Source organism: Sinimarinibacterium flocculans (assembly GCF_003201205.1).
In the GTDB taxonomy this organism is placed as follows: Bacteria; Pseudomonadota; Gammaproteobacteria; order Nevskiales; family Nevskiaceae; genus Solimonas; species Solimonas flocculans.
In genome coordinates, this window is the sequence record NZ_QICN01000014.1 from 16454 (window position 1) to 28922 (window position 12469).

Below are 12469 nucleotides of genomic sequence, written 5' to 3' on the forward strand. Positions count from 1 at the left end.
AACGGGACCACCGTGGAACTCTCGCTCGCCCAGCGCGTCGGCCGCATCAAGCCCTCGCCGACCCTCGCCGTGACTGCCAAGGCCGCCGAACTCAAGGCCCAGGGCAAGGACGTTCTCTCCCTCGGCGCCGGTGAACCGGACTTCGATACGCCGGAGCACATCAAGGAAGCCGCCCACAAGGCGATCCGCGACGGCAAGACCAAGTACACCCCCGCGGCCGGCACGCCCAGCCTCAAGCAGGCCATCATCGCCAAGATGAAGCGCGACAACGGGCTGGACTACGGCCCGAAGCAGGTCATCGCGTCGGTCGGCGGCAAGCAGGCCTGCTACAACCTGTGCCAGGCGCTGCTCAACGACGGCGACGAGGCGATCATCCCGGCGCCGTACTGGGTCAGCTACCCGGACATGGTCCTGCTCGCCGGCGGCGAGCCGGTGTTCATCGAGACCACCGCCGAGGCGCGCTTCAAGATCACCCCGGCGCAGCTCGAAGCCGCGATCACGCCGCGCACCAAGCTGCTGTGGCTCAACTCGCCGTCCAACCCTTCCGGCATGGCCTACAGCAAGGCCGAGCTGGCGGCGCTGGGCGAGGTGCTGCTCAAGCATCCGCAGATCGTCATCGCCAGCGATGACATGTACGAGAAGATCCTGTGGAGCGGCGAGGCCTATAGCAACATCATCAACGCCTGCCCGGCGCTGTATGACCGCACCGTCATCATCCACGCGGTCTCCAAGACCTACTCGATGACCGGCTGGCGCCTGGGCTGGGCCTGCGGCCCGGCGAAGATCATCAACGCCATGGCCGACATCCAGTCGCAGTCCACGTCCAACCCGACGTCGATCGCGCAGTTCGCCGCCGAGGCCGCCCTCAACGGCGACCAGCACTGCGTCACCGAGATGGTCGCCGCGTTCAAGGCCCGGCACGACGCGCTCGTCGACGACCTCAACAGCATTCCCGGCGTGCGCTGCCTCAAGGGCGACGGCACCTTCTACGTCTTCCCCAACGTCGAAGGCCTGATGGCTACGCTCGGCTGCAAGACCGACTTGGCGCTGTCCGACCTGCTGCTCGACAAGGCCCTCGTCGCCGTCGTGCCCGGCTCCGCTTTCGGCACGCCCGGCCACCTGCGCCTGTCCTTCGCCACCTCCGACAAGGTGCTCAAGGGCAGCGTCGAACGCATCAAGGCCCTGATTTCGGCCTGAAAGCTGGCGTCCGGGCCCGCTGATCGCTGGTCAGCGGGCCCAGCGTTGCACCCCCGGGATCAGATCACTACAATTCGCGTCCCTTAAGCGCTTCCGCGATAGCTCAGTCGGTAGAGCAGCTGACTGTTAATCAGCGGGTCGTTGGTTCGAGTCCAACTCGCGGAGCCAATCCTTCGAAGCCTCGGTCATGGACCGGGGCTTTGTCGTTTCTGCGGCTCAGAGTGCCCAGACCACCACCAGCCCCACCAGCGCGAGGTGCAGCGCCCACTTGCCGGTGCGATAGGCGGGGCGGTTGCGTTCCTTGAGTCGGCGCATGGTGGCCTTGTAGCGGGCCAGCGGCCTGGACAGGCGGTTGCCGATCCCGGTCTTGGTCGGGTCGAGGTTGTCGATGTAGAACAGGCCGTTGAAGAAGCGGCCGAAGTGGAAGTACAGGCGCTGCACCCAGCGCCATCTCAGCGGCCGGTCGACGTCGGTCATCAGGATGATGCGCGGCACGTCGGTGTCGTTGTGCGTGGCGTGCAGGTAGGTTTCGTCGAAAACGATGGCTTCGCCGTCGCGCCAGACGTAGTCCTGTCCGTTGACGGTGAGCACGCAGTCCGCCGAGTTGGGCGTCGACAGGCCCAGCGAGTAGCGCATGCTGAACGCGAACGGATCGTGGTGGGCGCCGAGCTTCTTGCCCGGCATCAGCACCGCGAACAGTGCGAGGTTCATGCCGGGCACCTGTTCGATCAGCGCGCGCGTCTTCGGCGCGAGCGACCACGCAGACGGCACGTCGTGGTCGTAGACCTTCAGGTAAAAGCTCTTCCAGCGGTTGTCCTTGTAGAAGCTGCTGGCCGGCAGGTCCGCCTTGACCGCGATGTGGCCCTGGCCGTAGAGCGCCATCGCCTCGTCGCGGATGGTTTCCCAATTGTCCTGCAGCAGGCGCAGCTGCGGCAGCGTCTCGACCGGGACGCGCGCACCCAGCGGTACGCGCGAGAGCAGGTAGGCCGGCAGGTTGAACGGCACCATGAAGGTGGAGAAGTCCGTGAGCTGGCGGCCCCAGGGCAGGTGCGCACGGTTGCGCATGCGCAGGAACGCGAGGCTGGCGAGGTAGATCGCGAGGATCGAGAGCAGAACGATCACGGGGACACCGACGGCGAAAAGTGCCCGATTATCCCCGCGCAGGCCGCTTCTGCCTATCCGGGGCGGTCCTCACCTACTCGAACAGGACGACCTGGCGCACGGCCTCGCCACGTGCGAGGCGGTCGAAAGCGGCGTTGATGTCCTCGAGCTTCAGTGTCTGCGTGAGCAGGCGGTCCACCGGCATGCGCCCGGCGCGGTACAGCGCGATGAAGCGCGGCAGGTCGCGCGAGGGCACGGCCGAACCCATGTACGAGCCCTTCACCGTGCGTTCCTCGGCGACGAGGCTCACGGCGGAGATCGCGAACTGTTTCTGCGGATGCGGCAGGCCCACGGTCACCGTGGTGCCGCCACGGCGCGTGGCGGCGTAGGCCTGCGCCAGCGCGATCTCGACGCCCGCGGTCTCGATCGCGTACGCCGCGCCGCCGCGGGTCGCTTCGCGGATCTCGTTCACGGCGTCGGGGCCGGCGAGCACGGTGTGCGTGGCGCCGAGGCTGCGGGCGAGTTCGAGCTTGGCCGGCAGCACGTCCACCGCGACGATGGGGTCGGCGCCGGCGGCCACGGCGCCGAGCAGGGCGGCCAGGCCCACGCCGCCCATGCCGAAGATCGCGACGCTTTCCCCCGGCACGACGCGGGCGGTGTTGATCACGGCGCCGACGCCGGTCATCACCGCGCAGCCGAACAGCGCGGCGATCTGCGGCGGCAGGTCGCGGTCGATGCGCACGGCCGAGCGCGCGGAAACGACGGTGTACTCGGCGAATCCGGAAACGCCGAGGTGATGGTGCAGCTCGCCGCCGTCGGCGGCATGCCAGCGTCGCGCGCCGGACAGCAATGTGCCGGCGGTATTGGCCTTCGCGCCCGGTTCGCACAGCGCCGCGCGGCCGTCGGCGCAGTAGTCGCAGTGGCCGCAGCTCGGCACGAAGGCGAACACGACGGCGTCGCCGGGCATGAATCCCGGCGTGTCCGGCCCGGTTTCGACGACTTCTCCGGCGGCCTCGTGGCCGAGCACCATCGGCATCACGCGCGGGCGCGAGCCGTCGATGACCGAGAGGTCCGAGTGACACAGGCCGGCCGCGCGCACGCGCACGAGCAGTTCGCCCGGGCCGGGGCCGTCGAGCGTGACCTCGCCGATCTGCAGCGGCTGCGATTGCGCGTACGGGGCGGGCAGGCCCATTTCACGCAGGGTTGCGGCGCGGACCTTCATCAGCGGGCCTCCGGAGCGGGGACGATCAGTTTTTCCAGGGTCTGGCGCATGCGCGCCGGCAGCGGGGTGGGGCGGCGCGTGCTGCGCTCGACGAACACGTGCACGAACCAGCCCTCCGCCGCGAGCGCTTCGCTGCCTTCGCGGAACAGGCCGATTTCGTAGCGCACCGAGGAGTTGCCCAGGCGGGCGATGCGCAGGCCGGCATCGACCGCGTCCGGAAACGCCAGCGAGTCGGTGAAGCGGCAATGCGACTCGGCACAGACGCCGATCGTGTCGCCGGCGTGGATGTCCAGACCCGCCTCGCGGATCAGAAGGGTGTTGATTACCGTGTCGAAGTAGCTGTAATACTCCACGTTGTTGACGTGACCGTAGACGTCGTTGTCCTTCCAGCGCGTGGTGATGCGCTGGAAGTACGGGTAGTCCGCTCTGCTGGGCTTGCCGCTCACGCGTTCTCCGGTCGCACAGATTTCCCGCAGTGTAGGGCGCCGTGACCGGCGCTGCCTACCGGTGCGGCGCCTCGCGCTGCACACATCTGAGAATGACTTGAGGAGAACGCGATGGCGACGCCGCTGATGGGCCAGATGATGGATGTGCCGCTGCTGATTTCATCTCTGCTGGTACATGCGGAGAAGTATCACGGCGACGCCGAGATCGTTTCGCGCACCGTGGAAGGCGCGAGCGCCGATAACGGCACCACGATCAACAAGGGCATCCATCGCTACACCTATCGGGACGCTGCCGCGCGCGCGCGGCAGCTCGCCAATGCGCTGACGCGACTGGGGCTCGGGGACGGCGAGCGTGCGGCGACGCTCGCCTGGAACGGCTACCGCCACTTCGAGGCCTACTACGCGATCTCCGGCATGGGCAGCGTGGTGCACACGATCAATCCGCGCCTGCATCCGGAGCAGATCGCGTGGATCGCCAACCACGCGGAAGACCGCGTGCTGTTCTTCGATCTGACGTTTGCGCCGATCGTCGACGGCATCGCCGCGCACTGCCCGAACGTCAAGGCCTGGATCGCGATGACCGACCGCGCGCACATGCCGGCGATGAAGAACGTGCAGCCGTTGTGCTACGAGGATCTGCTCGCAGCGGAGAGCGACGCCTACGACTGGCCGAGCTTCGACGAGAAGGCCGCCGCCTGCCTGTGCTACACCTCGGGCACCACCGGCAATCCCAAGGGCGTGCTGTACTCGCACCGTTCGACGCTGCTGCATGCCTACGCGGCGGCGCTGCCGGACGGCCTGAGCCTGTCGGGATGCGAGGTGGTGCTGCCGGTCGTGCCGATGTTCCACGTCAACGCGTGGACGCTGCCCTACGTCTGCGCGATGGTGGGCGCCAAGATCGTGTTCCCGGGCGCGGCGCTGGACGGCACCAGCGTCTGCGAACTGTTCGAAACCGAGCGCGTGACGTTCTCCGCCGGCGTGCCGACGGTGTGGCTCGCGGTCCTGCAGCATCTGCAGAAAACCGGGCACAAGCCGACGACGCTCAAGCGCATGCTGGTCGGCGGTTCGGCCTGCCCGCCGGCGCTGATGCAGGCCTTCGAGCGCGACTACGGCATCACCCTGGTTCACGGCTGGGGCATGACCGAAATGTCGCCTCTGGGCACGGTGGGCAACCTCAAGCAGAAGCATCTTTCGCTGCCGGAGAGCGAGCAGTTCGCCGTGCGTCTCAAGCAGGGTCGCCCGCCGTACGGCGTGGATCTCAAGATCGTCGACCCGGAAGGGCGCGAGCTGCCGCGCGACGGCCAGACCTCGGGTGACCTGCTGGTGCGCGGACCGTGGATCATCGACCGCTACTTCAAGGCGGATGACTCGCCGCTGGTGGACGGCTGGTTTCCGACCGGCGATGTCGCCACGCTCGACGCGGACGGCTACATGCAGATCACCGACCGCAGCAAGGACGTGATCAAGTCCGGCGGCGAGTGGATCAGCTCGATCGACCTCGAGAACATCGCGATGGCGCATCCGGCCGTGGCGATGGCGGCGGTCATCGGCATCGCCCATCCGAAGTGGGACGAGCGCCCGCTGCTGGTGGTCGTCAAGAAGCCGGACGCGGAGGTTGCCCGCGAGGAGCTGCTCAAGCACTACGAGGGCAAGATCGCCAAGTGGTGGACGCCGGACGACGTCGCGTTCACCGACGCGCTCCCCCTGGGTGCAACCGGCAAGGTGCAGAAGAACAAGCTGCGCGAGCAGTTCAGGGACTACACGTTGCCGACGGCCTGAGCGCTACAGCAGCAGAAACGCCGCCAGCCCGAGGCCGAGCAGCGCCGTCGACACCGTTGTCACCGGCGCGAGCGCTCGCCAGTAGCGCGGCGGGATCTCCGGCGGGCGCAGCGTGTCGAGCACGCGCAGGTGCTGCACGGTGGCCAGGACCGCGAGCACCGTGCCGGCGAGGATGAAGGTCATGCCGAGCACGTGCGCCGCCAGCGACGGGCTCGGGTCGCCGGCCTGGGTCTGCAGGTAGCGCAGCAGCAGGCCCGAGCGCTCGATCAGGAAGCCGAAGCCCATCAGCGTCAGCGAGGTGCGCTGCCACGCCAGCAGCGTGCGCTCGGCGGCGAACAGGACGCGGGGATCCTCGAGACTCGACATCGCGCTCTCCGTGCAGGCCGGGTCAGCCGACCAGGTGACTTTGCGTCGCGCGCCGCTCGGCCTGCAAGCGGTTGAGGTTCAGGAACACGCGCGCGGCGATGCGCGGATATTGCCGGCAGATGCGCTCCTGGTCGGCATCGTCGAAGCGCAGCAGCCGCGTCTCGGTCAGCGTGTCGACGTTCGCCAGGCGCTTCTGGCCGAAGTAGCCGACCTCGCCGATCACGGCGCCGCGGCCCTGGACCATCAGCACGTTCTTGCGCCCCTGCCGCTCGATGAAGATCTCGAGTCGGCCGTCGACGACGACGTAGATGTCGCCCGCCGGATCGCCGCGCGTGCCGTCGCCGCAGGACTCGCCCTCGGTGATCAGGCGCGTGCCGGCCGGCACCGTCTGCAGGTTGGCCATCAGCGCGAAGATGCGTGCCTCGCGCGGCTTGAGGCCGGACAGCAGCGGGATGGTGCGCTGCACGTCCTCGCCCAGATCCACGCGCAGGCTGTCCCACAGCGTGACGATGCGCACGCCGCTCATGAATGCCGGCGTCACGAAAAGATCGACGAGCCAGGCGACGAACAGCGTGCCGGCGGCGAGCCAGCCGAACACGACCTGGTTGTGCAGGTCGCCGGTGATCAGGACGATGAAGCCCAGGCCGAGAATCGCCTTGGTCAGCGTGACCGGGCGCATCACCGCGCCCAGCGCCGCCACCGCGCCCTTCGATTCCGAGACGCGCTGGCGCGCGGCGCTGTTGAAGCGCGCGAGATAGTGGATGGTGTCGTCGATCGCCAGGCCCAGCACCAGGCATTCGACCAGACTCGTCGTCGCGTTCAGCGTCACCCCGCCGAGCCCCAGTGCGCCGAAATAGATCGCCGTCTGCAACAGGGTCGGCAGCGTCGCCAGCAGGCCCACGCGCCAGGACGCGAACTGCAGCGCGAGGCAGGCGTAGATCAGGGCGAGCGCCAGCGCGATGCTCTGCAGCTGGTCCGCCGTGACGATGCGCACCGATTCGGTGACCAGCACCGCGTCGCCGGTGAGTTGCGCCTGCAGCGGTTCGGGCAGCGCCGCGAGTTGCACGCGCAGGCGGTCGAGCAGGGCCGCGACCTCTTCGGTGCGGTCGACGCCGACACGGGCGTGAATCAGCGTGGCCGAGCGTTCGAGATTGAGCACCTGTCGCAGCGCCGCGCTGTCGCCGAAGAACAGGAGCTGCTCGATGCGGTCCCGCTCGTCGGGAATGCGGCCCTCGGGATCGCCGCCGAGCGTGCGCGCGAGCAGTTGCAGGTGATCCACGGCACCGCTGACGGCGCCGATCTCCGGCTGCGTGCGCAACCAGGCCTGCAGCCGTGCGAGGGCCTGCATGTGCTCCGGGTGCGTGAGCACGCCGGGGCCGAAACCGTCGATGAGGATGGTCAGCGGGGTGACGCCGCCGAGCGCGGCATTGGCCGCCTCGTAGTCGATGCGCACGCGCGCGTCCGGCTCGAACACACCGACGAACTGGTCGCCGATGCGGACCTGGCTGGCAGCGATCACCGAGCCGGTGAGCGCCAGCGCGGCGACGGCGAGAATGGCGCGGCGACGGCGGATGTCGAAGGCGCCGATACGGGCCGCCAGGCGCTCGAACCAGTCGGGCTCGCCGTCGCGCGCGCGGGCCGCGGGCGCGCCCTGCGGTACGTACGCCAGTACTGCAGGCACGAACAGCAGTGCCAGCGCGGCCGCGGCCAGCACGCCGAGCACCGAGAGCAGCGCGAACTCGCGGACCGCGGGCAGCGCACTGATGCCCAGCGCGGCGACGCCGATCGCCGTGGCGACCGCGGTCAGGGCCACAGGCGGCGCCATCTGGCCGAGCAGGCGTCGCGTGCGCTCGCTGCGCGTGTCTGCGGGATGGCTGCGCAGCAGCGCCTCGAACTCCGACAACACGTGCGCGCAGTAGGCCAGGCTCATGGTGACGACCAGCGGCGGCACCAGGCTGGTCACGAGGTTGAGCGGGCGGCCGATCGCGACGAAACCGGCCAGGGTGAACAGCAGGGCCAGGCAGATCGTCGCCAGCGGCACCAGCACGCCGCGGAGGTTGCGAAAGGCGCCGGCCAGAAACAGCATCACCACCGAGACGATGGCCGGCACCACCCACGACAGTTGCGAGAGCACGGCATCGCCGGTCGCCGCGCGCAGGACCGGGGCGCCGGTGACGTGGACCGACAGTCCGGGGCCGGCGATGGCATCGGCTTCACGGACGATCGCGGCCGGCAGGCCCTGGGCAGCGCGTTCGGCGTCGCTGCCGGGCGCCAGCTCGACGACGATGGCGGTGGCGCGGGCGTCGGCGGCGACGAGCTGGTCGCGCAACAGCGGATTGTCGAGCGCCGCGTCGCGCAGGCGGGCGAGCCGCTGCGGATCGGCGCCGGACTCGGCGCCGATGCTGGCCGCTTCGAGCTGGCCGTCGCCGACGAGCGGGATCGCCACCCGTGTGAGCGACTGCACGCGCGCCACGCCGGGCAGGGCGAACAGTCGCTGGCTCAGCGCATGAATGCGGTCGAGAACCGGAGGAGCGAAGACGTCGTCGGCGCGCACGACGACGACGACCTGCTCGCGTGCACCGAACCGGCGCTGGACTTCGGCGCGCGTCCGTTCGGCCTCGATTCCGGGCACCACCAGCGTGTCGAGCGAGGGATCGACCCGCAGGCGCAGTCCACCGTCCTGCAGATCGAACAGCGCGAGCACGGCGAGCACCGATGCCAGCGCCATCGCCGCCAACGCCAGCCACGGGCGTGTTGCGACCTGCTCGATCAGGCGCGATCGCGGCCTGGCGAGCGCCGGCGCTGCCATGCGTCGCAGTCCGGGCGGAACCGGGCGACGGTCAGTCGAAGGGCTCGAAGAAGCGTTCCGGATCGAACATGCGCTCCGGCAGGCGTTCGAGCAGCGTGAAGTCGCTCAGGCCGACATGCGTGCTGCTGTTCTGCTCAAGATTGCGCATGGTGTAGTCGAGCACCACCGAGTACTCATCGAGCGTCAGCACGCTGGCCGGGTCGGCTTCGAGCACCTTCAGCGGCGCATCGCCCTTGACGAAGAACTCGCTCTTGAGCAGGACGCAGGCCTCGCGATCGACCTGCGAGACGATGCGGCCGTAGCCGGAGGTGCCGACATCGGTGCGCGTCTCCAGCACATGCGTCGCCCGCCCGCCGACTTCTCCCTCACCGGTGACGGTGGTCTCGCCGGTATAGAGCAGGCCGAGCACCTGCTTGATCTCGCCGTAGCTGAAGTCGGTACCCCACAAGGGCTCCGCCATGTTCTTGCCGGTGACGTGCAGCGAGCGGTCTGCGGCGGGCAGGTGGAACCACACCTGCTCCTGGGCGCCCTGCTGCAGCAGCAGGTAGCTCGATCCCTTCATCGCCAGGGGTTCGAGCAGGCGCAGGTTGACGCGCGGCTCGCCTTCCGGCGACGGTTTCCAGTAGAGCTTGAGCCGCAGTGCGTGCGTCTTGCCCTCGCGGTCGGTGACGGCGACGCTGAGATCGCGCAGGGCGCCGCGGTCGACGAGGTTGCGATCCATGCAGGCCCTGATCTCGTCGAGCGTTGCCGCCTGCGCACCGACGCACAGCAGCGCCGCCACGGCGCCGGCCCCGAAAGTCCACTTCTTCATGCTTACCCCTGGCTGCGTTGCGCCGGCGCCACGTGACCGCGGCGGCGCCCGGTAAAGAAAAGTCGTTGCCGGAGCCGCGATCCGGCGCCATGCGGCTGCCGACGATGCGGCGGACGCACGGGTGTGGGGGGCATTGTTGGAGCGCCACGGGGCGGAGTCAACAAAAAACCCGCCGGCGGAAGCCCGCCGGCGGGTTCGAAGCTACGCCTGCGGCGATCAGTCCTCGATCACCTTGAGTTCGACGCGGCGGTTCTCGTCGCGGCCTTCCTCGGTGCTGTTGTCGGCGATCGGCGTCGACTCGCCGTAACCCACCGGCGTCATCCGCCCGGCCTCGATGTCGCGGCCGGTCAGGTAGGTCTTCACCGCGTTGGCGCGGCGCTCCGACAGGCCCTGGTTGTAGGCGTCGGTGCCGATGTTGTCGGTGTGACCCTCGAGTTCGACCTCGACGTCCGGGTAGGCCTGCAGCGTGCCGGCGACATCATTGAGGATGTCCTTGGCGTCCGGCGTCAGGCGGTCGGAGTCGAACTCGAACTTCACGCCCTTGAGGATGAACTTCTGCTCGACGGCGCAGCCGTTGGCGTCCACCTGTTCGCCGGCGCGCGGCTTGCGGCAGTCGCCGACCAGGGCGCAGCCGTTGGCCAGGACACTGGCACCGGCCGGCGTCATCGGGCACTCGTCGATGTCGTCGGGCACGCCGTCGTTGTCGGAGTCCATCGGGCAGCCGACGTCGTTGACCGTCGTGCCGGGCGGCGTGTCGGGGCACTGGTCGAGCGAATCGGGCACGCCGTCGCCGTCGGTGTCCACGTCGGCGACGACCGGCGCCGGTTCGATGACCTCGACCTCCTCTTCCTCGACCGGCTCGGGCGTGACGCCGAGCGGGAACAGCAGACCGATGTTGAAGACCCCGTCGGTGAACGCGCCGCTGCCGGGGCTGACCCCCGCCTGCTTGCGGTCGTGCTGGTCGGTGCGATAGCGGGCCTCGGCGCGCAGGGCGATGTGCGGATTGAAGGCGTAGAGGTAGCCGGCGCCGATGTCGAACACCGTGGTGTCGTAGTTGGCGATGGCGCCCGGATGCTGCTCGGCGGTGCCGTACATCAGCGCCAGCAGGCCGTAGAAGTTCGGCGTGCCGTTGAACGGGAAGATCATCGCACCGAGGCCGATGCCCTGGAGGTCGGTGGTGGCGTCGCCGACCTCGGCGTCCATCTGCTGGAAGAAGCCGGTCAGTTCCAGCGTCATGCCGCTGGTGACCTTCTTGCCGACCGAGATCGTGGCGCCGATACCGTCGTCCGATCCGCGATCGGCGTCGCTGTGGCTGTACGAGAACATCGGCGAGACGTACCAGGGACGGCCATCGAGCACCGGCGGTGCAGGCTCCTCGTAGTCGTCCTGGGCCAGCACCGGCTGCGCAACCGCGAGTGCGAACAGGCATCCCAACCAGCCGAAACGGCTTGCGATACGGTCTCTCATAGCTTCTCCCCAGATATGCACCGCCGGGGGCGCGCCCCGGGACCGGCGATTAGTAAAGCGTTATGGCGTGGCAAATATACCAGTGCCGTTTGCGCTCGTGCGACCCGTTCCGGCGGTGCGTCGGTATAATTCGCGGCCCTGCGTGAACGACTCCTCCATGGAACCCCAGCAGATCAGAACCGAGGTGACGGCCCTGCGAGCGCGTTTCGACGCGCTGCGGGGCTATCTTTGACTACGAAAACAAGCGTGACCGGCTGATCGAGGTCAACGCCGAGCTGGAGAGCGCGGAGGTCTGGAACAAGCCCGAGCACGCCCAGAACCTGGGCCGCGAGCGCGCGCGCCTGGAGGACGTGGTCGGCCCCATCGAGCGCGCGGACAGCGGCCTGAAGGACGCGCTCGACCTGCTCGACCTCGCCGAATCCGAGAACGACCGCTCGACGATCGCCGAGATCGCCCGCGACGTGACGGCGCTGGAGCAGCTCGCCGAGGAGCTGGAATTCAAGCGCATGTTCAGCGGCGAGCTCGACGCCAGCAACGCCTACCTGGACATCCAGTCGGGCTCCGGCGGCACCGAGGCCCAGGACTGGGCCGAGATGCTGCTGCGCATGTACATGCGCTTCACCGAGAAGCGCGGCTTCAAGGTCGAGCTGATGGAGCGCTCCGACGGTGAAGTCGCCGGCATCAAGTCGGCGACGATCTTCGTCCAGGGCGACTATGCCTACGGCTGGCTGCGTACCGAAACCGGCGTGCATCGCCTCGTGCGCAAGTCGCCGTTCGACTCCGGCAACCGCCGCCACACCTCGTTCGCCGGCGTGTTCGTGTCGCCCGAGGTCGATGACGACATCGAGATCGAGATCAACCCGGCGGACCTGGAAGTCGGCACCTTCCGCTCGTCCGGTGCCGGCGGCCAGCACGTCAACAAGACCGAGTCCGCCATCCGCATCAAGCACATGCCGAGCGGCGTCGTCGTCGCCTGCCAGACCGAACGCAGCCAGCACGCCAACCGCGACCGCGCGATGAAGATGCTCAAGGCCAAGCTCTACGAGCTGGAGCTGCAGAAGCGCAACGTGGCCAAGCAGGCGCTCGAGGACAGCAAGGACGACATCGGCTGGGGCAGCCAGATCCGCTCCTACGTGCTCGACCAGTCGCGCATCAAGGACCTGCGGACCGGGGTCGAGATCGCCGATACGCAGAAGGTGCTCGACGGCCACCTCGAACCCTACATCGAAGCGAGCCTCAAGCAGGGGCTTTAGGCGCACAACCATCCGTCA

At 68.6% G+C, this 12469-nt stretch carries 10 protein-coding genes and 1 tRNA gene; 4 read left to right on the plus strand and 7 right to left on the minus strand.

What is annotated here, in order from left to right:
- Positions 1 to 12 precede the first annotated feature (12 nt).
- Positions 13 to 1197: a pyridoxal phosphate-dependent aminotransferase gene (locus C8D93_RS18785; RefSeq protein ID WP_110266783.1), complete on the plus strand. Its 1185-nt coding sequence runs from the start codon at positions 13 to 15 to the stop codon at positions 1195 to 1197.
- 92 nt (positions 1198 to 1289) lie between these two features.
- Positions 1290 to 1365, plus strand: a tRNA-Asn gene (locus C8D93_RS18790).
- Positions 1366 to 1413: 48 nt separating this feature from the next.
- Here the strand turns inward: C8D93_RS18790 and C8D93_RS18795 are convergent.
- From C8D93_RS18795 to C8D93_RS18805, 3 genes are all read right to left on the minus strand, one after another.
- Positions 1414 to 2319 (minus strand): aspartyl/asparaginyl beta-hydroxylase domain-containing protein, encoded by a 906-nt coding sequence (locus tag C8D93_RS18795; RefSeq protein WP_110266784.1) that lies wholly within the window; start codon positions 2317 to 2319, stop codon positions 1414 to 1416.
- Between the two features lie 73 nt (positions 2320 to 2392).
- The gene (locus tag C8D93_RS18800; RefSeq protein WP_110266785.1) at positions 2393 to 3520 is read right to left on the minus strand and encodes a zinc-dependent alcohol dehydrogenase family protein; all 1128 of its coding nucleotides are present in this window, start codon (positions 3518 to 3520) and stop codon (positions 2393 to 2395) included.
- Positions 3520 to 3966, minus strand: coding sequence for an acyl-CoA thioesterase (locus tag C8D93_RS18805; RefSeq protein WP_110266786.1), 447 nt, complete (start codon positions 3964 to 3966; stop codon positions 3520 to 3522). The genes C8D93_RS18800 and C8D93_RS18805 overlap by 1 nt, the downstream gene beginning before the upstream one ends.
- Before the next feature lie 111 nt (positions 3967 to 4077).
- Between C8D93_RS18805 and C8D93_RS18810 the strand changes: the two genes are divergently transcribed.
- The gene (locus C8D93_RS18810; RefSeq protein WP_110266787.1) at positions 4078 to 5745 is read left to right on the plus strand and encodes a 3-(methylthio)propionyl-CoA ligase; all 1668 of its coding nucleotides are present in this window, start codon (positions 4078 to 4080) and stop codon (positions 5743 to 5745) included.
- Positions 5746 to 5748: 3 nt separating this feature from the next.
- Here the strand turns inward: C8D93_RS18810 and C8D93_RS18815 are convergent, their stop codons facing one another.
- The 4 genes from C8D93_RS18815 to C8D93_RS18830 form a co-directional block, all read right to left on the minus strand.
- Positions 5749 to 6111: a YidH family protein gene (locus tag C8D93_RS18815; protein ID WP_110266788.1), complete on the minus strand. Its 363-nt coding sequence runs from the start codon at positions 6109 to 6111 to the stop codon at positions 5749 to 5751.
- A 22-nt stretch (positions 6112 to 6133) separates the two neighbouring features.
- On the minus strand, positions 6134 to 8920 hold the full coding sequence (locus C8D93_RS18820) for an MMPL family transporter (protein WP_110266789.1): 2787 nt from the start codon (positions 8918 to 8920) through the stop codon (positions 6134 to 6136).
- 31 nt (positions 8921 to 8951) lie between these two features.
- On the minus strand, positions 8952 to 9731 hold the full coding sequence (locus C8D93_RS18825) for an outer membrane lipoprotein-sorting protein (RefSeq protein ID WP_110266790.1): 780 nt from the start codon (positions 9729 to 9731) through the stop codon (positions 8952 to 8954).
- A 216-nt stretch (positions 9732 to 9947) separates the two neighbouring features.
- Complete coding sequence (locus C8D93_RS18830; RefSeq protein WP_110266791.1) at positions 9948 to 11198, minus strand: OmpA family protein; 1251 nt, start codon at positions 11196 to 11198, stop codon at positions 9948 to 9950.
- A 157-nt stretch (positions 11199 to 11355) separates the two neighbouring features.
- Here C8D93_RS18830 and prfB point away from each other — a divergent pair.
- A protein-coding gene (gene prfB / locus C8D93_RS18835; RefSeq protein WP_110266792.1) for a peptide chain release factor 2 occupies positions 11356 to 12451 on the plus strand; the annotation gives its coding sequence in 2 pieces (ribosomal slippage) (positions 11356 to 11427 and positions 11429 to 12451; 1095 coding nt in all).
- Positions 12452 to 12469 lie beyond the last annotated feature (18 nt).